Below are 25,794 nucleotides of genomic sequence, written 5' to 3'. Positions count from 1 at the left end.
TGAATAATATAATAATTTCCTATTGTTTAGATTATATACTAGTGATCACTTGAATTGCAAAAATGATGTTAAAAACCGGTAAAAACAGTTTATGAATATTCTTTAAAGATAATGAGTTTATTCGTTAATTTCGATAATTTGACTAACCAGTTTCCCTTTCTTTAATTTTGTTATGATAAATTCCCCGACCTTAACTTGCTCAAAGCGACGAACCACTGTGTTGTTTTGGTTTGTGGTAACAGAGTAACCTCGCTCGAGTGTAGCCAGCGGACTAACGCTATTGAGTTGTGAAGTTTGTAACACAAATTGATGCTGTGACTTTGTTAACTTCTGATCAACTAAATTAATGAGTTGCTGCTGTTTTTGTCGAACCAATTGCCCTAAATAGGTGATGTTATTTTGTGGCGATACTCGTAATAATCGTCTATCTAAAAAGTTATGGCGATTTGACTGCTTGAGAAAATATTGCTGAATATTTTCATATAATGAATGACGATAGGTTAAAAGTTGATTCAATTGTTTTTCTAATTTTGTTTGCGGATGTTGAGTCTGCAATTGATGATGCCATTTATTGAGTTTTTCTCGACACTGTATTAAATAATAATCCATTGCCATGGATAAATGTTGTTCTTTTGCTTGAATACGTTTTATTTGATCCAAATTATCATGACTCACTAATTCGGCTGCAGCAGATGGCGTGGCCGCTCTAACATCAGCCACAAAATCGGCAATGGTAAAATCAATTTCATGCCCAACCGCACTGACAATAGGTAATTGACTTGCAAAAATAGCCCTTGCCACCACTTCTTCATTAAATGACCATAAATCTTCAAGCGAGCCACCGCCTCGCCCAACGATTAATACATCACATTCTTGACGAATGTTGGCAATTCGAATCATTTTAGCAATTTGCCCTGCCGCTTCACTGCCTTGTACTTGTGTTGGGTAGATAATCAAATGCAAGCTCGGATCTCGCCGTTTTAATATTTGGCAAATATCATGCAGCGCAGCACCCGTCGACGAAGTGATAATCCCAACGGTATGAATATTTTCAGGTAATGGCTGTTTATAAATAGGATCAAATAAGCCTTCGTCAGACAGTTTTTGTTTTAATTGCTCAAACTTTTGCTGCAATAATCCAGCACCTGCGGGTTGAATTTTATCAATAATCAGTTGATATTCCCCACGTGCCTCGTACAACGTAACAGTTGCTCTCACTAAAACCTGCTGTCCATTTTGTGGTGTAAAACTGGCACGAAAATTACTATTACGAAACATGGCACAACGAACTTGTGCACTATCGTCCTTTAACGAGAAATACCAATGTCCTGATGATGGGCGTGAAAAGTTTGAGACTTCCCCCATTAACCAAATCTGACCAATAGCATTACAAAGCAGATCCTTAACCATTTGATTAAGATCTTTAACCGATAGAATCGAACTGTTTTGCATGCGATTATCCTTTTACAACTATATTATAACTACACAAGTTTAAACTAAATCAAATTGAGCCCAAATTGGCGCATGATCCGATGGCTTTTCCATTGCACGAATATCATAATCAATCCCAGTTTGCTTGCAATGCGCCATCATTTTTTGGCTTGCTAATATTAAATCGATTCGTAACCCAGTATGGCTATCAAAACCCTTTGAACGATAATCAAACCAAGAATACTCTTGCGCAGTTGGGTGGTCGTGGCGGTAAGTATCAACAAAACCCAGCGACATTAAACTGTTCATCCATTCACGTTCTTCGGGTAAAAATGAACATTTACCCGTGCGTAGCCAACGTTTACGGCTATCTTGTGAAATGCCAATATCTAAATCAGTTGGGCAAATATTCATATCGCCCATAATTAAAGATAACTGATTACTTAATTGCTGCTGGTTAATATAGGCTATTAAATTCTGATAAAACTTACGTTTAGCTGGATATTTAATTTCATGATGTAAACTTTCACCTTGAGGAAAATAACCATTAATTACCATTAAATTGCCTTGACTAGTTGGTAATTCAACCATGATCAAACGACATTGCGCATCATCACTATCAGTAGGAAAACCACACTGTACAGACAGAGGCTTTTGCTTAGTTAATAACGCCACCCCATAGTGGCTTTTTTGTCCGTGATAATGTAAGTGATAACCAAACTGTGCTAGCTCGTCAACGGGAAACTGATCGTTATGAACTTTAGTTTCTTGTAAACCAATTATATCTGGTTGGTGAGTATCAATAATTGCTGCTAACTGATGAATTCGCGCGCGAAGGCTATTAATATTAAACGAGATAACTTTCATGATTATTTTATTATGTTAGATTTAATGTTGCAGTTGCCCCATCCTACCAAAAATACGTTATACTGTTAAGCTATTACAGAAAGAGTTGTCATTTGTGATAAAAGGAATCACCAAATATGTCTACCGAATTACTTGCCTTGCGCGATAAAATCGATGAAGTTGATAAATCCATTTTATCTTTAATTAGCAAACGATTAGCATTAGTTGCCGAAGTCGGAGAAGTAAAGAGCAAACACGGTATTCCGATTTATGATCCTAAGCGTGAAGCAGACATGCTAGCAAAAAGACGACAAGAGGCTGAAAAAGCAGGCATATCCCCCGTTTTGATTGAAGATATTTTACGTCGTTTAATGCGTGAATCTTATATTAGCGAAAATGACAAAGGCTTTAAAAAAGTCTATAGTGGCCAAGGCTCGATAGTAATTATTGGTGGTAATGGGCAAATGGGGCGGTTGTTTGCTCGATTATTTACTTTATCTGGCTATCAGGTTAAAACATTAGGTTCTAAAACGATGCATCAAGCTGCCGAAGTGGTTACCGATGCTGCGGCAGTGATTGTCACCGTACCGATAAACAAAACTTGCGAAATCATCAAACAATTACCGCCATTACCCCAAAATTGTATTTTAACAGATTTTACATCCATAAAAGCCAAACCACTCCAAACAATGCTTGATAAGCATCAAGGCCCTGTAGTCGGATTGCACCCTATGTTTGGCCCTGATGTACCCAATTTAGCTAAACAAATCATCGTTTATTGTGAAGGTCGACATCCCGCAAAATATCAATGGTTAATTGAGCAAATGCGTATATGGGGAGCTAATTTGTGCGCCATGGATGCCAAAGAACATGACAAATGCATGTCGTTCATCCAAGCTCTGCGTCATTTTACTTCTTTTTCGTATGGTGTTAATTTACAACGTGAACAGGTTGATTTAGAAAAATTAATCGCACTTTCTTCGCCTATTTATCGCCTTGAACTGATGATGGTTGGGCGTTTGTTTGCTCAAGATCCCGAGCTGTATGCCGATATCATTATGGCATCGGATGATAATATCGAATTAATCAAACGCTATTACGAACGCTTTGGACAAATGGTTAAATTAATTGAACAACGCGACAAAACAAAATTTATCCAGAATTTTAACGAAGTGACTACTTGGTTTGGCTCTTACGCAGAGCGCTTTATCAAAGAAAGCCAAGTATTATTAAAATTTGCCAATGATAATCGAGAGTAACTTAATACTAAGCGGTATACTTTCCTGAAAGTTTTTTACAACTTAAAATATACGTTTATCAAAAATCATTTAGTATGAGGGAATAAAATGTCTAATCGAAAATATTTTGGTACCGATGGGATTCGCGGTAAAGTTGGAGTGTATCCTATCACACCAGATTTTGCGCTCAAATTAGGCTGGGCAGCGGGTCGTGTGCTAGCCAAAGATGGCGTGAAAAAAGTATTAATCGGTAAAGATACCCGTATTTCAGGCTATATGCTTGAATCTGCACTAGAAGCAGGATTTGCTTCTGCAGGCGTTGCAGCTGCTTTTACAGGCCCCATGCCAACGCCAGCCATTGCTTACTTAACCCGTACTTTTCGAGCTGATGCTGGCGTAGTTATTTCGGCTTCACACAACCCTTTTTATGATAATGGCATTAAATTCTTTTCAAGCGAAGGCAAAAAACTTGATGATGCAATCGAATTAGAAATTGAAACTGAACTTGAAAAAGAGATCGATTGCGTAGAATCTAAACAACTCGGTCGAGCAAGCCGTATCACCGATGCAGCAGGCCGTTATATCGAATTTTGCAAAAGTACATTCGATCATGATTTAAGTTTGGCAGGATTAAAAATTGTTGTCGATTGTGCTAATGGTGCGACCTACCATATCGCTCCGAAAGTATTACGAGAGCTTGGTGCACAAGTGATTAAAATTGGCTGTGAGCCTGATGGGGTTAATATTAACGAGAACTGTGGTGCAACTGATGTAAAAGCATTAGCCAAATGCGTTATTGATGAAAAAGCCGATTTAGGTTTTGCATTAGACGGCGATGGCGATCGCATCATCATGGTTGATCATAAAGGTCGCAAAATTGATGGTGATTTAATTATCTATATCATTGCACGCGAAGCATTAAGACAAGGCCAACTAAAAGGCGGCGTTGTCGGCACTTTAATGAGCAATATGGGGCTTGAAATAGCGCTTAAAAAGCTTGGTATTCCTTTTGTTCGTGCCAAAGTTGGCGATCGTTATGTACTTGAAAAACTAGTAGAAAAAAACTGGCGCTTAGGTGCTGAAAATTCGGGACACGTGTTATTATTAGATAAAACTACCACAGGTGATGGTATTGTTGCTGGCTTACAAGTACTCGCGGCAATGGTTCGCAACGATATGTCGTTAGCTGATTTGTGCAGTGGCATGACAATGTTGCCGCAAGTATTAATTAATGTTCGATTTGCAGGTGAACATGATCCACTCAATAGCACTGAGGTAAAATCAGCTATTGCACAAGCAGAAAAACAACTAGATCATCATGGTCGAGTTCTGATTCGTAAATCGGGAACCGAACCGTTAATTCGTGTCATGGTGGAAGGAAGCAATGAACACGAAGTGCAAAAATTAGCCGAAACTATCGCAAACGCAGTTAAAGCTTAGAAACAGCACCATTAATGCCCATTAATTCAGCCATTAATTGAGCTAAATTCGATTTAAAATAATGCGTGAAGTTACGTTAATTTACGCAAAATTAGTAAAAAGTGTCTAAAATCTTAATTTTGTTAATCAAAGGTTGACTTAATATAGGCAATTAGGTTTAAAATAGCAACTTCAGATTATTACAGCGATTGCTTATATCTTTCAAATGAAAACATGAGCAATATTTTTATTTTTTAGAAATAGGTTAAGAGGGTTATATGTCAGTTTCCTCTCCAGCTTCACCGCAAGCTTACATCAAGCACCATCTTGAGAACTTGCAAGTAGGTTCAGGTTTTTGGACCTTTAACCTTGACTCATTGTTCTTTTCAATTCTACTTGGTGTAATCTTCTTATGGGTATTCCATCGCGTAGCAAAAAAAGCAACCAGTGGCGTGCCAAGTAAACTGCAATGTGCAGTAGAAATGATCTTTGAATTTGTCAATAATACGGTAAAAGACATGTTTACCGGCCAAAATAAACTTATCGCACCATTAGCATTAACGGTATTTATTTGGGTTTTCTTGATGAATTTAATGGATCTTATCCCTGTTGACTTTCTACCTTATGCAGGTCAATATTTAGGTCTATCACATTTAAGAGTTGTGCCAACAGCCGATGTCAGCATTACCATGTCAATGTCTTTAGGTGTGTTTGCGCTTATTATCATTTATTCAATCAAGTACAAAGGAATTTCAGGGTTTATCAAAGAATATACCTTGCACCCATTTAATCACTGGGCATTTGCACCTATCAATTTAGTACTTGAATTAGTTAGCCTATTAGCGAAACCCGTTTCTTTAGGACTTCGACTTTTCGGAAATATGTACGCAGGTGAGCTTATCTTCATCCTAATTGCTGCATTATTACCTTGGTGGTCGCAGTGGGTATTATCGTTACCATGGGCCATTTTTCATATCTTAATAATTACGTTACAAGCATTTATTTTTATGGTGTTGACGATCGTCTATTTAGCTATGGCGTCGGCAACGGAAGATCATTAATTTTAATATTTTTTTGATAATAAACTGGAGTATATAATGGATAGTATGTTATTTGTAGCCGCAGGCATCATGATGGGATTAGCTGCAATTGGTGGTGCAGTTGGTATTGGTTTATTAGGTGGCAAATTTTTAGAGGGTGCTGCTCGTCAACCAGAATTAATGCCTATGTTACGTACTCAATTCTTTATCGTTATGGGCCTAGTTGATGCGATCCCAATGATCTGTGTGGGTATTGCACTTTATGTTATTTTTGCTGTCGCAGGCTAATAAAAATTTAAGAGGAATCGTGTCATGAATATGAACGCAACTCTCCTCGGCCAAGCAATTACATTTGTATTGTTTGTTTGGTTCTGTATGAAGTTTGTTTGGCCTCCTGTTATTAGCGCAATTGAAAAACGCCAAAAAGAGATCGCCGAAGGACTTGCTTCAGCAGAAACAGCAAAAAAAGATTTGGAATTAGCCAAAGCAAATACATCTGACATAATGCAACAGGCTAAGGTTGAGGCTAATGCAATTATTGAGCAAGCCAACAAACGTAAAGCAGCCATTCTTGAAGAAGCAAAACAAGAAGCTTCTCGTGAAAAAGAACGAATTGTTGCGCAAGGACTTGCCGAAGTAGAGGCCGAGCGCAAACGAGTTAAAGAAGAGCTCAAACAACAAGTCGCTACACTTGCTATTGCTGGTGCAGAAAAAATTATTCAACGTTCTGTTAATGAAGCCGCAAATAGCGACATCATTGATAAACTCGTAGCTGAACTATAAGGAGAATAGAGCAATGGCTGACTTAATTACAATTGCTCGCCCTTATGCTAAAGCCGCTTTCGATTTTGCAGTAGAAAGAAACAGCATCGAATCATGGCATAACATGTTAGTGTTAACATCTGAAGTGAGTAAAGATGCTCAAATAAGAAGTGTTTTAACATCAGACATGAAAACCGATTCGGTGGCTAATTTACTCATCAACATCTGTAAAGATATGTTAGATGAGTTTAGCACTAACTTTATTAAGATTATGGCTGAAAACAAGCGGTTATCACTTCTTCCTGAAGTCTTAACCTTGTTTGAACAATATTGTTTAGATAGAGAAGCACAAGCAGATGTAGATGTTATTTCTGCCAATGAGCTAACTAATGAACAACTTAATAAAATTTCTGTCGCTGTCGAAAAACGTTTATCACGAAAAGTAAAACTAAAATGTCATATAGATAAATCGCTCATTTCTGGTTTTATTATTCGTACGGGCGATATGGTTATTGATAGTAGTATCAGAGGGCGTTTAAATCGTTTAAATGACGCTCTACAGTCTTAAGGGGACTGATAATGCAGCTAAATTCAACTGAAATAAGTGAACTAATTAAAGAGCGGATAGCTCAGTTCAATATTGTGAGTGATGCTCACAATGAAGGAACTATCATATCTGTAAGTGATGGTATTCTTCGAATCCACGGATTAACTGATGTAATGCAAGGTGAGATGATTGCATTACCTGGCAACCGATATGCAATGGCATTAAACCTTGAAAGAGACTCTGTCGGTGCGGTAGTCATGGGGCCATACGAAGACTTGTCCGAAGGTATGAAGGTACAATGTACTGGTCGTATTTTACAAGTACCAGTTGGTGAAGGTTTATTAGGTCGCGTTATTAATACACTAGGCGAACCAATTGACGGTAAAGGCTCACTTCAACATGATGGCTTTTCACCTGTCGAAGTTGTTGCTCCAGGTGTTATCGATCGTAAATCCGTTGACCAAGCATTACAAACCGGTTATAAAGCCGTTGACTCAATGATTCCAATTGGACGAGGTCAACGTGAGCTTATCATTGGTGACCGTCAAACAGGTAAAACAGCGCTTGCTGTCGATGCCATCATCAACCAACGCGACTCAGGGGTAAAATGTATTTATGTTGCCATTGGTCAAAAACAATCAACTATTGCAAATGTTGTGCGTAAACTAGAAGATCATGGTGCACTTAAAAACACAATTGTCGTTGTAGCATCAGCATCTGAATCAGCTGCGTTACAATACTTAGCTCCTTATGCTGGTTGTGCAATGGGTGAATACTTCCGCGACCGTGGTCAAGATGCATTAATTGTTTATGATGATTTATCTAAACAAGCCGTTGCTTATCGTCAAATTTCATTACTACTTCGTCGTCCACCTGGACGTGAAGCTTACCCAGGTGATGTATTTTATCTTCATTCTCGTTTACTTGAACGAGCAGCGCGCGTGAACGAAGCTTATGTTGAAGAGTACACAAAAGGCGAAGTTAAAGGCAAAACAGGTTCATTAACAGCATTACCAATTATTGAAACTCAAGCTGGTGACGTTTCGGCATTCGTACCAACTAACGTAATTTCGATTACTGATGGTCAGATATTCCTCGAAACTAGTCTATTTAACTCAGGTATCCGTCCTGCGGTTAACCCGGGTATTTCGGTTTCACGTGTGGGTGGTGCTGCACAAACGAAGATAATGAAAAAATTATCAGGTGGTATTCGTACCGCACTGGCGCAGTATCGTGAGTTGGCTGCGTTCTCTCAGTTTGCATCTGACTTAGATGAAGCAACAAGAAACCAACTAAGTCACGGCGAAAAAGTAACCGAATTGTTAAAACAAAAGCAATATTCACCTATGACTGTTGCTGAACAATCAATTGTACTTTACGCTGCTGAGCGTGGTTATCTTGAAGATGTAGAACTGACTAAAGTATTATCATTTGAAACAGCATTACTTGCTTATGCCCATAGTCAATATGCCGATTTTGTCAAATTAATCGACGAGACGGGTAATTACAATGATGAGATTGAAAGTAAGCTAAAAGCATTACTTGAAAGCTTTAAATCAACTCAAACTTGGTAAGGGTGAGGTAACAAATGGCTAATGCAAAAGAGATTAGAACAAAAATTGCCAGTATCCAAAGTACGCAAAAGATCACTAAAGCAATGGAAATGGTTGCCAATTCTAAAATGCGTAAAACGCAAGATAGAATGGCAGCTAGTCGACCTTATGCTGAAATGATCCGTGAAGTAATTGGACATTTAGCGTTAGCTCAAATAGGCGCCAAACATCCTTATTTAGAAGAAAGAGATGTAAAGCGAGTTGGCTACCTTATTATTTCAACCGATCGTGGTTTATGTGGTGGTTTAAATATCAATCTTTTTAAAACTGTCATTGCTGACATGTCAGCATGGCAGGAAAAAGGTGTTGAAGCTGATGTTGCTTTAGTTGGTTCTCGTGGTGTTTCGTTTTTCTCATCAGTAAAAGCAAACATCTTAACCCAAGTGACTAACTTGGGGGATGAACCAAATTTATCCGATTTAATTGGTCCGGTAAAAACAATGCTTGAGGCATATGATAATGGTAAAATTGATAAATTATATATTGTGACTAATAAATTTATTAATACCATGTCACAAAAGCCAACAATTCAGCAATTATTACCTTTACCGCCATCAGAAGATAAAGAGCTCAAAGCTTCATCATGGGATTATATTTATGAGCCTGATGCTAAATCGCTATTAGACGTGATTTTACGTCGCTATATTGAATCACAGGTCTATCAAGCAGTGGTTGATAATTTAGCGAGTGAACAAGCAGCAAGAATGGTGGCCATGAAAGCGGCAACAGATAACGGTGCAAACCTAATTAATGAATTACAAATTGTGTATAACAAAGCACGTCAAGGTGCTATCACGAATGAATTGATTGATATTGTATCCGGTGCAGCCGCTGTTTCAGGTTAGTGCTAAATATTGGCTTATAGTTAAGAAAAAGACGTAGAGGATTAAAAATGGCTACTGGAAAGATTGTCCAGATCATCGGTGCGGTGGTTGATGTCGAATTCCCAGAAGATGCAGTACCAAAGGTATATGATGCATTAGAAGTGGAAACTGGCACTGAAAAATTAGTTCTGGAAGTTCAGCAACAATTAGGTGGTGGCGTTGTTTGTTGTATCGCAATGGGATCATCTGATGGCTTAAGACGCGGACTTAAAGTTGTAAATACAGGTCACGGTATCGAAGTACCAGTGGGAACTAAAACACTGGGTCGTATTATGAACGTGCTCGGCGATCCTGTTGATAAAGCAGGTCCAATTGGTGAAGAAGAGCGTTGGGCGATTCACCGTGCAGCGCCAACCTATGAAGAGCTCGCAAACTCAACTGAATTGCTTGAAACAGGTATTAAAGTTATCGACTTAATTTGTCCATTTGCTAAAGGTGGTAAAGTGGGTCTATTCGGTGGTGCAGGTGTCGGTAAAACCGTTAATATGATGGAGTTAATCCGTAATATCGCTATCGAACACTCAGGCTACTCTGTGTTTACTGGTGTGGGTGAACGTACTCGTGAAGGCAATGACTTTTACCACGAAATGAAAGAATCAAACGTACTTGATAAAGTATCGTTAGTTTATGGTCAGATGAATGAGCCACCTGGAAACCGTTTACGTGTTGCGTTAACGGGTTTAACCATGGCTGAAAAATTCCGTGATGAAGGTAAAGACGTTTTATTATTTATTGATAATATTTACCGTTATACCTTAGCCGGTACTGAAGTATCTGCACTATTAGGTCGTATGCCATCGGCGGTAGGTTATCAACCAACACTAGCCGAAGAAATGGGCTTACTACAAGAACGTATCACATCTACTAAAACAGGTTCGATAACGTCAATCCAAGCCGTATACGTACCAGCAGATGACTTAACTGACCCATCACCAGCAACAACCTTTGCTCACTTAGATGCAACAATTGTATTGAGCCGACAAATTGCTTCTTTAGGTATCTATCCGGCCGTAGATCCACTAGATTCTACCAGTCGTCAATTAGATCCTTTAGTAGTGGGTCAAGAACATTATGATTGTGCTCGTGGCGTTCAGTCAATTTTACAACGTTATCAAGAATTAAAAGATATCATTGCGATTCTTGGTATGGATGAGTTATCCGAAGATGATAAATTGATCGTTGCTCGTGCTCGTAAAATTCAGCGTTTCTTATCTCAACCATTCTTTGTTGCAGAAGTATTCACTGGTTCACCAGGTAAATATGTACCATTGAAAGATACGATAAGTGCATTTACTGGTATCATGAAAGGCGATTATGACCATATACCAGAACAAGCATTCTATATGGTCGGTTCAATTGATGAAGCGATTGAGAAGGCAAAATCTCTCTAAGAGATTCATAGAACAGATCGTATTAATGGAGATCGTATTATGGCACTAACTTCCTATCAATTAGAAGTTGTTAGTGCTGAATCTCACCTGTTTTCAGGTGATGTTCAGCGAATCAGAGTCACAGGTAAAGAAGGTGAACTTGGAATTTATCCTGGTCATACTCCCCTACTCACAACCATAAAACCAGGTATGGTTGGCATTGTGAAAACGAATGGAGAAGAAGAGTTTATCTATCTATCTGGTGGTATCTTAGAAGTTCAACCTAACATCGTAACCATCTTAGCGGATACCGCTATCCGTGGCGAAGATCTAGATGAAGCAAGAGCACAAGAAGCAGTAAGACAAGCACAAGAACATATCAATCACCCAAGCGATGATATGTCATTTGCTCAAGCTTCTGCAGAACTATCAAAAGCATTGGCAAAAATTCGTGTTATCGAATTGACTCGCCGCATGGGTCAATAGTTCGCTTTTGATGTTTTATCATACACAACAAGGTTACTTGGCATTGCCAAGCAACCTTTTTTAATTTTAACATTCTAAATTCGAGAATCAGCTTTCCTTTCAATAATTTTCTCGGCAATATAAGCCTTGCCCCTTTCCGCCACGAATGAGTTCAGCTACATAATTAGTTCCGTGCCATTAATAACTATCATAATCATTATTATCAATATAATTTCGACAATCTTTTATTTCTTTAGGTTTACACGCCCTTTGTTTTTTATATTCAAATTGATTATTGTCTTCGTTCAGATATTCCCCCGATTTATACAGGCATTCGGTTTGACCCGTTTGTAACGATTATTGCCTATGTATTGAAAATTATCGGTTAGCGATATATGATCATTTTCTTTTTTACTTGGGCAGGTTTTATAGCTAGTGGCAGTCTTTGCTTCGCGATCAAAACGAAAATCATTACCATCGAGATTTAATTTGACAAATTGTTGTTGTGTTTTGTTGTAAACATAATATTCTGCGGTGGTATTGGGCCCATGATATCTGTCTTTAATAAGACTAAAATCATTATTATCACCATCAAAATTATAATCAGAGTTTTCGTGATTCGAGATATTAACATGGCCAAGAAAATCACACCCGTCGATGCCGGTAATGGTTTGAATAAGCTTACCATCATGTTTGCGATATATTTTGATACCGACTATGTTGCCAGTCGATTTTTTGAGTTTAGAAACCATCACTTTAAAATAAAAATCTTTGGAACTATTATTCTGTAAAAATTCGATATTGTTAAATTCTACTTCCCGCCATGTTCGTTCATCAATGGTATTATATTCAAATATTTTGTGTAAATTTACTTTGTCTCCGTTAAGGGTGTAGCCTGTGAGATTTTGATAGGCTTCAGTCCCATGATAAAAAGTGACATCATCAAAATTTTCAATATATATTTTATCTAATATGTTTTTAAAAGAAGAATCTTCGTAAGTAATTTTAAAATTAAACTTATCATTACGTTCTCTTTCTCTTATAAAACTTAAATGTTTAATTTGCTGCTCTTTACCAGCAATATAAAAAGCATATTCATCATCAAAATAAAATTCGGCGTTATCTTGCCCAATATTGCCAGTATAAATGCGAAAAATGGCATGGCTGATAGTGGGGGTTAAGAATAGGGTCAGCAATATACACTTTATATACTTCATATTGATATTCCTTATTTTTTATTTGGCGTTGTTATTTAAGTTTCGTTCGTTCTTTTTTTCTTCGCTTTTTTACTTTTCTCTGTTCATCTTCGTCTATTGGCTGTAAATTAACAAATAACGCAGGATTAATTTTAAAGCCTAATCTATTGGTTTGCGTATCATATGCGGTAGAGCGGTTACCTGTTATCTTCATTGCAATTTCAAAATGTAGGTGAGGATTAAGGCATTCTTTTGCATTACCGGTATCGCCAGTATAGCCAATTAAATCGCCAGACTTAACTTTATCACCCACTTCTAAGTCAGCACGTTTATCACTTAAATGACAATAGCGCAAATAAAAATGGTCAGCATTAATATTAAAATCCTTGGCTTGCTCAATTTCGCCGTCTTTACGAAATTCAAGGGTAGTATCATTTCGTAATTTTCTTAAATCCTCACCATTAACTTTAAGGACTAATATATTGCCGTATCCGTTATTCCCCTCATTTTTATATTGCATTATTTCACCATCTAAACAGGCATAACAAGGTGTATTTATATCGGCAAAGATATCTAAACCAGCATGAGCGCAAGATATTGTATTTTTAGGGTTATTTTTATCTAAACGAGTTCGAACGATACCAAAAGCACCATTTTGAGCCCTATCCGCACCACTAAAATTGTAATACATCCTTTGTGGATTTTCTAAAGGTTCATGCCAGAGTTTTGCCGTTTCAATATTAAAATAATCCATCATCGCTACCGGATGAATAAACCACGCCTTGCCGTCTGCGGATAGATTGGACAGTTTAGGGGTATTGGTATTCGCATTGCTTTGTTCTGTGCTGGTTGTTTGATTTTGAGTTTGCGCTTGTGCCTGTGCCACTTGTTTCCACCACAGTGATGGTTTAATGCGCTGCGCTTTTTCAAGTTGCCAGTTTGATTTGACATGTTTATGCGCTTCGTCTACCACGTCTAAGGCAAAATAACGGAGGTAAGGCTCGGTGATGCCAAGCTCATCTAATCCCGCTTCGATAAGCGCTTTTTGTTGTTGTTTTTCTTCTTCAAACAGCTCATCAACTTCATTCCATTTTCTTAACGATTCATCGGCATACCATTCGCTTTCATATTTCACCAGTAAATGCCCTATCAACTCCGCCGTCCAGCTTCTGCGTAATCCTTCCTTTAAATATCAATTAACAAATGATGAAGATGCTTTATTTAAACTTGCACCATGGTTCTTCATTATTACCCGTTATTTATACTTACAATTTTAAAAATTGGGTGAATTTTTTAGTTTGAGATATTGTCCCATGGTGACATTATTATATTTTTCTTGCCACTCTTTAGGCATGCCGTGTTTTTTTAGCCAAGCTTTAGCTTCAGGGGTGATTTCGGTTATTTTACCGTTTGGGTATGGGTTGGGGCAAACATCCGACCCTTGCGGAATTCGCTCAGTAATTCCTTTACCAAATTCGATCGCATCTTGCCGAGGAACTCCCTTAATCCAACCGGTCACACTGCCGCCTGGGGCAAAACCAATAATAATGGTATTGTAATAACCAATATCATCTTTATTATATGCATAAGAATAATATTGATACGGTTTTACCATCTCTTGCCTAGCCCATAATGGCACCACTAATTTAGTGCGATAAAAAGTTTGATCGGCAAAGGATGACCAACAAATATAAAATTCTTCTGGCAAATCGGAATAAACCGGTAAATTACTATAACCGAATTCTGTCTGCCATTGCCCAGGGGTTTCATAATTTTGATTATTACGCGCAACTATATCAATGATTTTATATTTGTTTGATTGGGTCTTTATCATGGTTGAAAATACTTTGGCTTTAAAATAGTGTGGATAACTCCCACCAATACGCCATTCACTGTAAGGTTTTTGCGGCAAATTAGGGTCAACGTTGTTATGTGTAAATGGTGTATGGCAACCACTTATTAGTAGTACCAAACTGAAGCTGGTGATAAATTTTTTTAGCATATAAAATCCTTACTATTTATTGATCGGGGTGGATTAACCGTTGCCAATCACCGTGGTGGGTAAGGTGTGGTTGGTGAACTTGCAGTAATCCTGTTATTGCCTGCTCTTTTTCTTCTTTTAAACTTGTACCATGGTTCTTCATTATTACCCGTTATTTATACTTACAATTTTAAAAATTGGGTGGATTTTTTAGTTTGAGATAGGCGCCCATGGTGACATTATTATATTTTTCTTGCCACTCTTTAGGCATGCCGTGTTTTTTTAGCCAAGCTTTAGCTTCAGGGGTGATTTCGGTTATTTTACCGTTTGGGTATGGATTGGGGCAAACATCCGACCCTTGCGGGATTCGCTCAGTGACTCCTTTACCAAATTCGATCGCATCTTGCCGAGGAACTCCCTTAATCCAACCGGTCACACTGCCGCCTGGGGCAAAACCAATAATAATGATATTGTAATAACCAATATCATCTTTATTATATGCATAAGAATAATATTGATACGGTTTTACCATCTCTTGCCTAGCCCATAATGGCACCACTAATTTAGTGCGATAAAAAGTTTGATCGGCAAAAGATGACCAACAAATATAAAATTCTTCTGGCAAATCGGAATTTATTTTGAAATTACTTAAACCAAAATTAGTTTGCCATTTACCGGGATCTTTATTGTGGTTATCGTTCACAAATACATCAATGATTTTATATTTGTTTGATTGGGTCTTTATCATGGTTGAAAATACTTTGGCTTTAAAATAGTGTGGATAACGCCCACCAATACGCCATTCACTGTAAGGTTTTTGCGGCAAATTAGGGTCCACGTTGTTATGTGTAAATGGTGTATGGCAACCACTTATTAGTAGTACCAAACTGAAGCTGGTGATAAATTTTTTTAACATATAAAATCCTTACTATTTATTGATCGGGGTGGATTAGCCGTTGCCAATCACCGTGGTGGGTAAGGTGTGGTTGGTGAACTTGCAGTAATCCTGTTATTGTCTGCTCTTTTTCTTTTTTTGTTGGCCAAGTGATTTTAACTATTTGACCGGTATTTTTGTCGATTAGTTCTTTTTCGGCTGGTCTAGTATAAAAATAGCGTTCATATTCAGCCGAGCAATGGGTATAGTTGTTCAACACTAACCGCTTTTCAGCTTCCGTCAATTGATAGGTTTGATAACTGTCGGCAGCTTTGATGATTTTAGTGGCCACGCTTTGTAATTCATTTGGAATTTCATAATCATTATCAAATGTATCAAAATGACAATTTTGTTTTACCGCCTCGTTATACATAATCCTTAAAGCAACCCGGTCAAGACCAAATTTTATTTGCCGCCTAACACGAATTACGCCATAGGCGTTGGTGTAGTTATTGTTATCGTATCTTACTGGGGTTGTCCATTGGTAGAAGTTATTTTCACTTAAACCATAAAACAGGTAGTGCAAATCAGGATGTTGTTGGATTTTTACGAGCGCTTTTTGTAGCTTTTGCTTAATATTGGATGGTTGACCTAAATAGAGATTATCATGTTGATAAACTTTGGTAATATAAAGGTTTTCTTCAATATCATGATTGGGGTAGCCACCGCCAATATCCGAATGCGCACCCGGCATGCTTACTTTTTTAAAATAATTAGGCACATCATTGAGCGAAAAGTTATGCCGATATTCATGCGCGGCCTGAATATGTAATCCTGCATCAGTCGAATCGGGGTGAATATGGATATCGATATCAAAAGTGTTAGCATCGCCCGCATCAAATAAATTTTCGGGTCGACCAATTCCTGCCACGGTATCGAAAATACCTAAAAAATGGACATGTCCATTGGCATGTCCTTGCCAATGGTCACTGATTTTGCCCTCTAACGCCTGTTTTAACATTTTGGTTAGCGGGTTGTTATTGCCTTGTTTATCTTTATCATTTAACTTATCAGCAACAAAGTTGGTAAAGTAGCGGGCGGTTGCCGCACCTCGGCTAAAGCCAAATACATCATAGTTAATTTGTTGAATACGTGTTTTAGGGGCTTTACCCAAAAAAGTCTTTAACTCTTTTTTAATTTCGATTATAGCTCGGTTTATTTTACCTTTAATTCCCGTTACACCAAGGCCTGTGGCAAAACCAATATTACTATCACTTTCACCAATTCGGCTACCGACACCTTCTATATAAACGCTCAATTGATAATGTGCCACACCATTTTTATCTTTTGGTAATTTCGCAAGATCTTTTTTAAGATCAGACTGATACATTTGATATAATTTATAGACATTCGAATGATCATTGGTGTAACTGGTATTGAACACTGGGAAAGTGATTTCAGGTGTTTCGCCGCGGGCTAGCGCTTGTTGATACTCTTCACGCATTGAGATGTTAAATGAATTATTCGCTGTACCGTCAAAAAATACACCTATAGTCAATATAACTTCATCAGGACGTTTAATCACTTGTTTATGTACAGCAACCTCACCATTAGCTCCAACTTGGTTAGTGTTAGCTGTAGTAAATGATCCCTGCTTTTTATTCTTCATATTGATTTCCTTATATTAATCGAGTTAATTGCACATCAATTGAATCTGGAGAATCAGTATAGAAAGCTTTGGTTTTGCCTTCTTTATCGGTTATGCCATGTATTTCTTTGCCATCGGGTAACACGGCAATGTAGGGTTCATTAGCATATACCCCGCCTTGATCATCGACAAAGTGAAATTTAATACCATGTTCTGTAATAAGTTGTGGTAAATTTACTGTAGAGATATCAAGTGCTTTCGGCCCCATCTTCTGGAAGACATTACATTTAAAATAGATATTATCCTGTGTACCCAGTTCAATGCCTTCACCGCTGATTTTGATATAAGAGCCACCGCAAATGAGCGTGAGGTTGTCTTTGGCGGTAATGGTGACTTTACCATCGACACTATCCACTTTAATATCTTGCTTGGCAGCCATGTTGAGGTTGGCATTTTGGGCTTGCACTTCAATATCACCTTGGTTGGCAAATAGTTTCATGCCTGATTTTTGGGCAAATAATCCAATCGCCTCGCCCGCTGAAAGGGTGACGTTGTTTAAAGCGTTAATGTCGGTTTGATGTTCGCTAGTTAAGGTGAGGCTGCTCGCTGTTGTCAGTTGAATATTTTCAGGGCTGGTTAGGGCTATGCCTTCTTGAGCGTAGGCTAAAATGCCACTTTGGGTTAGCTCACTTAAGTTGGCTTTAAGTTGCGCTTGGCTGTCGGTATCGGCGCTGTGCGCTTCGGACTGGGTGGCGGCATTTTGTAGGGCTTTGGCAATGGATAAGGCATTTTCAAGTTGGGCAATCGCTGCTTGCATATCGAGCTGTTTGCCTTGCGCTTTCGGCTGGGTTTGGGTGGTTAAGTATAAGCCTTTGTTAGCGGCAATGGCGCCCCATTCGTCGGTGCGTAGTTCAAAGCCTTCACCGCGTTGTCCTTTTTTATTATCAACCAAATGCCCTAAATTAAGTTGGCTTTTGCCGTATTCGGTGGCCAGTTTAATATGCTCTTGCCCGCGTTTATCATCCATGCGCAGTTTGTTATTAGCCGGCGTGCGAATCACATTGCGGTGTTTGTTAATGGTGGTAACATGGTCAGGGTGAGCACTGTCATGCATCGCATGGGCGATATATGGCCTATCAGGATTGCCTTGCATAAAGGCAATGGCTACTTCAGTACCGTCAATTAAGGGAAAGTGAAAACCATAGGTGTTACCCGCATACGGTTTAGCTAAGCGTACCCATAAGCTTTCCGTGCCACTTTTCCATTGTTTCAGGTCAACATTAAATTTAACCCGATAGCGCCCTTGCGGGTCGATATAACCATAGGTGTCATGATTAGGACTGGTGACACGGGCAGGTAAAGTGCCACTGACTTGTGGCCAGCATATGGGCGCGGGGCGATAGGGTTTTAAGGCTTGATAAGGAATGGCGGTAAAGGTGAGTTCATAAGCATCAGTGCGATTACCCTGCCCCTGTACACTTAAAATAATTACACCATCATTTATATCTGCCAGCGGACTGCCATTGATATTAATCCATTGACCGGGAGCAAGGTTATAATGGTTACTCTTGCCTTTGAGGATAATTTTCTGGCTAATCGCTTGCTCATGACGAATACGGGCATACCACTGACCACTTTCAATCTGATTGTCGTGAGTGTTATTGTCATTATCACGATTATCATCATCACCGTTATTATCATCACTATTTTGCGGGTTTTCCTGTCCATTGCTATCTAAGCCTTTATAGTGCTCAGCATAACGGTAGTCAGTGCCATAGGTGGTAAGGTCTTTGGGTTGGGTGTTTATTTCGCCCTGTAAATCGGCGAGGGCATCACGGTAGTTATAATCTTGTACCTTGACTGAGGAAACCACCACTTCACTATGTAGGCTGATATCCCACACGCTTTCAACGCCCGTATCAGCCATGCCACTGGGCGGTTTATAGTCAATATCAGCCACCTGCGCATAACCTTGCTCATAATCACTTAACACCATCACATCACAATGGTGCTCAGCATGCGTTTCAAAGCGAAACCAAATACCGACATCGGCCAATAAGCGTTGAATAAAGGCAAGGTCACTCTCTTGCCACTGCGTGATAAACTCCCGCTCAGGGTAGCTATCTTTTAGCTCTAAACGGTAATCAATCCCCGTCAAACCATGACTACGTAGCACTTCTTCAACCACACTCACCACGCTTTGATTTTGAAATATGGCACTATGTTGCCCGACATTCAGCTTGGCTAAGCACGAGGATAACACCACCTGATAATGGGCTTCATCTTTATTGACCGATAACTGACTAAATTCGGTAATCACCCCATGCAAGGTGCGTTTATTACTCAACGTGGGCAAATCACTTAATGAGCGGATAGCGGAAGTTAATGGTTTATTGATAACCGGATTAAAGGAAAAAGTCGATTTTTGATTAAGAAAGGAATCAGGCGATAAGGTTTTATCAGTACTAGTAAAGGAGATTACATAACGCCAAGGCTGGTTTAACGACTCATCACCCTCAACATGCAAAACCGACATCGGCGCGCCCAGCCCGTCAACCGTTAAAGTATAGCGATTATGGCTAACACCCCCTAAGCCCGCCATTAAATCGCTAAACCCGTCACCGAGCTGACCCAGAAGACGATTAAGTTCGTTTGACATGTTTCCCCCCCTTTATTCCTAATAATTCATACCGTTTATTTTTATTATGCTATTAGTTTATCGCGATATTATTGTTTTTATGCTGACTATTTTCAACGTAAGCGATAATGCAAACAGAGTATAAACGATTTTAACGTAAAGTTTAATTTTTTTAATCAATATCTTTGTTTAATATGAATAATTTCAGTTAGTTAAAACGGTAAGTGATAGCGGCTTAACGCCTTTGTTAAATAAGGGATTTAAGCAATGTTAGGCTTTATCAATGAAATTTATTAAATCATTAAATTTAAAATGATTGTATGCTGAAACGGTATAGGATCCTGAATATTTTTAACAGGAATTCAGTAATTCTTAATAAAGAAGATAGCTCTTTTATTTATAACTAGTTATCAAATATAAGAAATTTAAAAATAAGTTGGAAAAATAAAGGAAATGCTATAATCATGAAGTATAAACAACTCGGGAGCTACATATCATTTTTCAATGAAATCTTGATATATTTCAATTAAATTATCATTTTCGCTCTTTTGGCATTTATCCATTAATTTGATTTTTAGGTCTGAGAAATTTAAATATTGCAGTAATTCAGCTAATCTTCGGAATATAAAGTCATCGAAAGAATCAAGGTCATTATCTAACAGACTAGATAATTTATTTTTTACGATTTTATTCTCTTTAAGCTTGATCAATATATCTCTAGCTATAGGAATATTATCAATATTGCCATCTATTGATATATCTATAATTATGGGGATTAATATTTCTAATTCTTCGTCATTAAAATCATCATCTCTTATAAATCTTAATGCTGTTCCTTGTTCTGATAATGTATTGAGTGCTAATAGTAATTGCTTAAAAAAACATTTTGATTTTCTAAAATAATATTTAGAAGAAAATAGATTTGTTTCAGATTCTTTTAAATGAAGCCATTCTCTAGAAAATTTTGTATTATCTATCATGTTGTTAACACCACACGACCAAGGAATTGAGTTAATAGATTTCTTTAATTGCATCTATTAACATAACCTGTGTTAGTCCAGCTATTTACGATCTACTTTTAAATTATCTTTCGATACAAAATAAATATCGCTCCCCCCTGTTGAACAAAATTCAGTAATATCATTTTCGTTAACTTCTACAGCATCACCTTTTGTTATAACTTGATAGCTATTGCCATTATCATCATAAAAAACGAAGCGATAAATTTGGGTATATACATATTTTTTCTTTATCATATTATTTGTATTTTTCTTTTTTTCTGATGCCAATAATGTTACTGTTGTTTTTGATGGATCTAAATCAGCCATCTCAACGATTCCTCCATCATATTGCATCCAACGAGCCGCTTCGTTCATGAAAGCATTTGCACAATCAGGTGTTTTAGCAAACGAGATTATAGGCCACATTATTAGCCCAATAATTAAAAAAAACTTTTTCATTTTACAACCTTTAATTTTTGTCTTGCCGTATTCATTTAGCTAATTGATAAAGCAATAATATGATTTGGTTAAACATGTCTGAAACCGTTGACCATTTTACGTATTAATCAAAATAATCAATCTGGCGTTTTGATACTAAATAACTATCAACTTCACCTATCGAACAGTCTTTATTAGAAGCTTCACTTTTTGTGATAACTTCATAAGCTTTGTTTTGATTATCATAAAAAACAAAATGATAAATTTGTGTATATAAATCCTTACTTTTCTGTTCAGATGCTAAAAGTGTTATTCTCAATTTTGATTGATTCAATTTTTCAATCTCCACTATATTACTACTTTTCAACCACTCCTTAGCTTTATTCAAAGCGCGATTATGGCAATCGGGCCCATTAGCAAAGGATAGAATTGGGCATAATATTAACAATATTACTAAAGAAAGCTTTTTCACATAATTACCTTAAATTATTCTTTTTTACCTTATATTACTTTTATCATAGACTAAAAACAGTCTAAAATACCGAAGTTACTTACCTATTATTAGATAACCTACTGATGAACTTGGCTTTTGGATATTAGATATTTATTCACATCACTTATTGAACATTCTTCGTATGATGCTTGGCTTTTTGTAATAACTTCGTAACTATTACCATTTTTATCATAAAAAACAAATTGATAAATTTGATTATATAAACCCTTTTTTATTTCCTCTGAAGCCAATTGCGTTATTTTGGTTTTCGATTCATCCAAGTCTTGAATATCCACTATCTTTTCATTTTTCATCCAAACCTCGGTCATATTCATGGGCCAAGTATAACAATTAGGTCCTTTGGCTAAGGATACTAATGGCCACAACATTAATAATATTAGTATAGATAGTTTTTTCATATTATTACCTAAATTGATTTCTTGCAGATTTAACCACAAAGTGTACCATTTTTTTAGATGTGTAAAAATTAGATTGTTATTAGAATCTTCTTATCATACATTGTAAATAGCAGGCCGAACTAATTAGACATAAAAATTCTTGCTACTGCTAGTTGTGCAATGCCATGACTTGTAGTTTTTTTGCCTATAAAGTTGACACTAGAATAGCAACTAGATTTATTAGTAACGATCAGCGATAATCTTAATCTTTTCTTATCAATAATTAGTGTTGTTATGTTTACCATTTATCATTCAAATCAGGTCGATTTACTCAAGACGTTATTGAGTGAATTGATGCGCAGACAACCATTAGAGGATGTATTTACACCTGATGTAGTGATGGTGCAAAGCCAAGGTATGGCACAATGGTTGCAAATTGCGTTAGCGGATGAACTGGGTATTGTGGCTAATGTTGATTTTCTTTTTCCAACTCAATTTATTTGGCAACTTTATCAAAAATTATTGCCCGATGCCCCCATTGAAAATAGTTATAGTATTGAATCAATGAGTTGGCGTTTGTATTATTTGTTGCCCCAAGTTATTGAACAACCTGAGTTTAGCGCACTTAAACATTATCTGGATATTGATAAACAAGATAAAAAACGATATCAGCTGGCAACGCGTATTGCGCGGTTATTTGACCAATACTTAGTTTATCGCCCTGATTGGCTTGCAAAATGGGAAGCCAATCATACTGTTAGCGAATTAAATCATCATTCTGATGAAAGGTGGCAAGCAGAGCTGTGGCGAAAGCTAATATCCATCAGTCAACCTTATCATCGCGCTAATATTTATCAACAAATGCTTGAAATTTTGTTAGATAATCACTTTGATCGTTCACGTTTAGATTCGTTACCTAATCGTATTTTTATTTTTGGTATTACTTCTCTTCCTCCTATTTATCTTTCGTTACTGTCAGCACTTGGGCAACATATTGATGTCCATTTGATGTTTAACAATCCATGTAAATGGTATTGGGGCGATATTGTTGAAAAGCAGTTGTCAGATATATTCAATACCCCCGATAAAATACCCAATCCCCTGTTAACCTCGTGGGGAAAACTAGGTCGTGATAATCTGTTCCTGTTACAGGAATTTAATAATAAACAAGATATTGAAGCTTTTGTCGATCAGGGGCGATCTTGTTTATTAAATGCCATTCAGCAAGATATTTTAGATCTGTATCAAAACGATTTTGGTAATGAGTATATTGCAGCAACAGACAAGTCAATTTCGTTTCATGCTTGCCATAGTGAGCAACGTGAAGTTGAAGTATTGTATGATTATCTGCTATCAGTTTTTGACGCAGATCCCACACTAGAATTACGCGATTGCATAGTTATGGTTTCGGATATTGATAAGTATGTGCCTTATATTCGAGCTGTTTTTGGTAATGCTTATGAGAAGCGCTATTTACCTTTTACTATTTCAGATCAAAAGGCACGAAATATCGATCCGATTGTTCAAGGTTTTTTTGCTATTTTAAATTTTCCAAATAGTCGATTTACAGCAGAAGAACTCTTTAATTTGCTTGAGATCCCGGCTGTTTCTGAAAAATTTGCAATTAATCAATCACAGCTAACCTTGTTGAGGACTTGGATTGTTGAGTCAGGCATTCGTTTTGGGCTTGATAGTGCACATAGTTGGTTATTTGGGCTTGAACGGTTATTACTTGGCTATACGATGAATAGTGAGCAAGGGGGATGGCAACAGATATTACCTTATGATGGTGCAACTGGTTTAGATGCCGAATTAATCGGTCAATTAGCCGAATTTATTAAAGTGGTAAAGAAGTGGTTTGCTATCTTAAACGGAGAAAAACCGCTCATTGATTGGCAACCTTGTTGTCTTGAATTGATTAATGATTTTTTTGTTAGCAATTCACAACGTGAATCCATTTTATTGATGATAGCACAAGAGTGGCAAGCGTTGATTAATAGTGGTTTGTCTGCCAATTATATGGATAATATTTCTATCACGATTTTGCATGATGCCATGCAATCACGCTTAGAACAAAATCATTTAGCACATCGTTTTTTAGTCGGTAAGATAAACTTTTGTACCATGATGCCAATGCGCTCCATTCCCTTTAAAGTTGTTTGTTTATTGGGAATGAATGATGGGGATTATCCAAGAACGTCGCTTCCACTTGACTTTGATTTAATCGCACAGCATCCAAGACGAGGCGATCGCAGTCGTCGCACCGATGATCGTTACCTTTTTTTAGAGGCAATTTTATCTGCGCAAAAACAGTTGTATATCAGTTATATTGGTCGCGAAATGAAAGATGATAGTGAGCGTTATCCCTCTATACTTGTTGATGAACTTTGGGAGTATATTGCCCAATATTATAATAAACCTGCAAATAACACTGCAATTTCTACTAACAACTTGAATTGTTTACGTGTAAACCATACACGCACACCGTTTAATCCGCAAAATTTTTTACAAGAACCCAAAAGCTATGCCGATGAGTGGTTACCTGCGGCATTGCAACAAGGTGAAAACCAATTATTTATTAGTGAAATACCTGTTATTGATGTCGATAATATCAATCTTGATGAATTAAAACGATTTTACCAACACTCTATTCGGTTTTTTTTACAAAAACGGTTTAATTTTTATATCAATTATTTGGATGATACCTTACCGGATGCCGAAAATTTTAATCTTGATAGTTTAAAACGTTATCAATTGAACTTGCTGATTTTAAATCAGCTGATCTCTAATGAACCACCACAATCCGATGATCTTTATCAAAATTTAGCGTTAACGGGTGAATTACCAGATGGTGCCTTTGGTGAAATTATTTATGATAATCAATTTGAATCACTGCAACCACTAGCGAATAAAATTAATCAAGAACGCTTGGTTATGACAACGCAAGAGGTCAATTTAACTATTTTGACCAATGGGCAACATGCCCAATTACAAGGTTGGTTAACCCATATTCAAGATGATGGTATTTTAACATGGCGCCCAGCAAAACTTTCGATTCGAGATGGTATTTCGCTATGGATTGATCATTTAGTGTATTGCATCTTAAATCCAGATCAAGTTGAAAATCAAAGCCGCATCTATGGCCGAGAAGATACTGAGTGGCGTTTTTTACACTTACCCCATGATCAAGCAATTGCGATATTAACCACATTGGTGGAAGGTTATTTGCACGGTATTAATCAGCCTTTATTGTTACCAGTGCAAAGCGCATGGAGTTGGTTAATTGCAGCCTATAATAAAAAAACAGGCGAGATTGTCGCGAGCGATAAAGCTATCAATCAGCTTTTGAATACTTGGCAAGGCGGCTTTAACCGATCTGCTGAGTGCGACAGTTATTATACTCGCCTTTACCCTGACTTAACCGACGCATTAATTGAACAAATTATTTTTGCTGCCCAACGATTTTTACTGCCAATTTTATTACATCAAACAACCGTAGAATAAGGGGCATT

The 25,794-nt window shown here is 37.4% G+C and carries 24 protein-coding genes; 11 read left to right on the top strand and 13 right to left on the bottom strand.

Features of this window, described 5'->3' with window-relative positions; translation table 11 throughout:
- Window positions 1-117: 117 nt before the first annotated feature.
- Window positions 118-1,452, bottom strand: coding sequence for an exodeoxyribonuclease VII large subunit (gene xseA / locus ACYIAL_RS03945; RefSeq protein WP_483751039.1), 1,335 nt, complete (start codon window positions 1,450-1,452; stop codon window positions 118-120).
- A gap of 39 nt (window positions 1,453-1,491) precedes the next feature.
- On the bottom strand, window positions 1,492-2,298 hold the full coding sequence (xthA, locus tag ACYIAL_RS03940; RefSeq protein WP_483751038.1) for an exodeoxyribonuclease III: 807 nt from the start codon (window positions 2,296-2,298) through the stop codon (window positions 1,492-1,494).
- A 116-nt stretch (window positions 2,299-2,414) separates the two neighbouring features.
- Between xthA and tyrA the strand changes: the two genes are divergently transcribed.
- The 10 genes from tyrA (at window position 2,415) to ACYIAL_RS03890 (ending at window position 11,636) form a co-directional block, all read left to right on the top strand.
- A complete protein-coding gene (tyrA, locus tag ACYIAL_RS03935; RefSeq protein ID WP_483751037.1) occupies window positions 2,415-3,536 on the top strand; it encodes a bifunctional chorismate mutase/prephenate dehydrogenase in 1,122 nt (373 codons plus the stop codon).
- A gap of 87 nt (window positions 3,537-3,623) precedes the next feature.
- Complete coding sequence (gene glmM, locus ACYIAL_RS03930) at window positions 3,624-4,955, top strand: phosphoglucosamine mutase (RefSeq protein ID WP_174796797.1); 1,332 nt, start codon at window positions 3,624-3,626, stop codon at window positions 4,953-4,955.
- A gap of 257 nt (window positions 4,956-5,212) precedes the next feature.
- A complete protein-coding gene (atpB, locus tag ACYIAL_RS03925) occupies window positions 5,213-5,995 on the top strand; it encodes a F0F1 ATP synthase subunit A (RefSeq protein ID WP_174796798.1) in 783 nt (260 codons plus the stop codon).
- A 36-nt stretch (window positions 5,996-6,031) separates the two neighbouring features.
- The gene (gene atpE / locus ACYIAL_RS03920) at window positions 6,032-6,262 is read left to right on the top strand and encodes a F0F1 ATP synthase subunit C (RefSeq protein ID WP_034901511.1); all 231 of its coding nucleotides are present in this window, start codon (window positions 6,032-6,034) and stop codon (window positions 6,260-6,262) included.
- 24 nt (window positions 6,263-6,286) lie between these two features.
- Window positions 6,287-6,757 (top strand): F0F1 ATP synthase subunit B, encoded by a 471-nt coding sequence (gene atpF / locus ACYIAL_RS03915; RefSeq protein ID WP_483751036.1) that lies wholly within the window; start codon window positions 6,287-6,289, stop codon window positions 6,755-6,757.
- A gap of 13 nt (window positions 6,758-6,770) precedes the next feature.
- The gene (atpH, locus tag ACYIAL_RS03910) at window positions 6,771-7,304 is read left to right on the top strand and encodes a F0F1 ATP synthase subunit delta (RefSeq protein ID WP_483559782.1); all 534 of its coding nucleotides are present in this window, start codon (window positions 6,771-6,773) and stop codon (window positions 7,302-7,304) included.
- An 11-nt stretch (window positions 7,305-7,315) separates the two neighbouring features.
- Entirely contained in the window at window positions 7,316-8,857 is a 1,542-nt protein-coding gene (gene atpA / locus ACYIAL_RS03905) for a F0F1 ATP synthase subunit alpha (RefSeq protein WP_160402378.1), read from the top strand.
- 14 nt (window positions 8,858-8,871) lie between these two features.
- Entirely contained in the window at window positions 8,872-9,741 is an 870-nt protein-coding gene (gene atpG, locus ACYIAL_RS03900) for a F0F1 ATP synthase subunit gamma (protein WP_065587117.1), read from the top strand.
- Between the two features lie 47 nt (window positions 9,742-9,788).
- Window positions 9,789-11,171, top strand: coding sequence for a F0F1 ATP synthase subunit beta (gene atpD / locus ACYIAL_RS03895; RefSeq protein ID WP_483751035.1), 1,383 nt, complete (start codon window positions 9,789-9,791; stop codon window positions 11,169-11,171).
- A 39-nt stretch (window positions 11,172-11,210) separates the two neighbouring features.
- The gene (locus tag ACYIAL_RS03890) at window positions 11,211-11,636 is read left to right on the top strand and encodes a F0F1 ATP synthase subunit epsilon (RefSeq protein WP_174796801.1); all 426 of its coding nucleotides are present in this window, start codon (window positions 11,211-11,213) and stop codon (window positions 11,634-11,636) included.
- Window positions 11,637-11,920: 284 nt separating this feature from the next.
- On the opposite strand, the gene ACYIAL_RS03885 is transcribed toward ACYIAL_RS03890, so the two are convergent.
- The 11 genes from ACYIAL_RS03885 to ACYIAL_RS03835 all read right to left on the bottom strand — a co-directional run bounded on the left by ACYIAL_RS03885 (window position 11,921) and on the right by ACYIAL_RS03835 (window position 22,303).
- Window positions 11,921-12,832, bottom strand: coding sequence for a hypothetical protein (locus tag ACYIAL_RS03885; protein WP_483751034.1), 912 nt, complete (start codon window positions 12,830-12,832; stop codon window positions 11,921-11,923).
- Window positions 12,833-12,863: 31 nt separating this feature from the next.
- Entirely contained in the window at window positions 12,864-13,946 is a 1,083-nt protein-coding gene (locus ACYIAL_RS03880; protein WP_483751033.1) for a M23 family metallopeptidase, read from the bottom strand.
- 138 nt (window positions 13,947-14,084) lie between these two features.
- Window positions 14,085-14,813, bottom strand: coding sequence for a DUF2931 family protein (locus ACYIAL_RS03875; RefSeq protein ID WP_483751032.1), 729 nt, complete (start codon window positions 14,811-14,813; stop codon window positions 14,085-14,087).
- Window positions 14,814-14,829: 16 nt separating this feature from the next.
- The gene (locus tag ACYIAL_RS03870) at window positions 14,830-14,955 is read right to left on the bottom strand and encodes a hypothetical protein (protein ID WP_255458430.1); all 126 of its coding nucleotides are present in this window, start codon (window positions 14,953-14,955) and stop codon (window positions 14,830-14,832) included.
- A 27-nt stretch (window positions 14,956-14,982) separates the two neighbouring features.
- A complete protein-coding gene (locus ACYIAL_RS03865; protein WP_483751031.1) occupies window positions 14,983-15,708 on the bottom strand; it encodes a DUF2931 family protein in 726 nt (241 codons plus the stop codon).
- A 16-nt stretch (window positions 15,709-15,724) separates the two neighbouring features.
- Complete coding sequence (locus ACYIAL_RS03860) at window positions 15,725-17,335, bottom strand: T6SS phospholipase effector Tle1-like catalytic domain-containing protein (RefSeq protein WP_483751030.1); 1,611 nt, start codon at window positions 17,333-17,335, stop codon at window positions 15,725-15,727.
- A 10-nt stretch (window positions 17,336-17,345) separates the two neighbouring features.
- The gene (locus ACYIAL_RS03855) at window positions 17,346-19,973 is read right to left on the bottom strand and encodes a type VI secretion system Vgr family protein (RefSeq protein WP_483751029.1); all 2,628 of its coding nucleotides are present in this window, start codon (window positions 19,971-19,973) and stop codon (window positions 17,346-17,348) included.
- 473 nt (window positions 19,974-20,446) lie between these two features.
- Window positions 20,447-20,932: a hypothetical protein gene (locus ACYIAL_RS03850; RefSeq protein ID WP_483748093.1), complete on the bottom strand. Its 486-nt coding sequence runs from the start codon at window positions 20,930-20,932 to the stop codon at window positions 20,447-20,449.
- Between the two features lie 81 nt (window positions 20,933-21,013).
- On the bottom strand, window positions 21,014-21,412 hold the full coding sequence (locus ACYIAL_RS03845; protein WP_174796809.1) for a hypothetical protein: 399 nt from the start codon (window positions 21,410-21,412) through the stop codon (window positions 21,014-21,016).
- A 103-nt stretch (window positions 21,413-21,515) separates the two neighbouring features.
- A complete protein-coding gene (locus tag ACYIAL_RS03840; RefSeq protein WP_483751028.1) occupies window positions 21,516-21,863 on the bottom strand; it encodes a hypothetical protein in 348 nt (115 codons plus the stop codon).
- A 98-nt stretch (window positions 21,864-21,961) separates the two neighbouring features.
- Entirely contained in the window at window positions 21,962-22,303 is a 342-nt protein-coding gene (locus tag ACYIAL_RS03835) for a hypothetical protein (protein ID WP_483748096.1), read from the bottom strand.
- Between the two features lie 273 nt (window positions 22,304-22,576).
- Here ACYIAL_RS03835 and recC point away from each other — a divergent pair, with 273 nt between their 5' ends.
- Window positions 22,577-25,786 carry an exodeoxyribonuclease V subunit gamma gene (recC, locus tag ACYIAL_RS03830; protein WP_483751027.1) on the top strand — a complete coding sequence of 1,070 codons (3,210 nt, stop codon included), beginning with the start codon at window positions 22,577-22,579 and terminating at the stop codon, window positions 25,784-25,786.
- The last annotated feature ends 8 nt before the right edge of the window (window positions 25,787-25,794 follow it).

It is taken from the genome of Gilliamella sp. X-57 (assembly GCF_057063565.1).
This window is presented reverse-complemented; position numbering and strand designations above follow the sequence as displayed.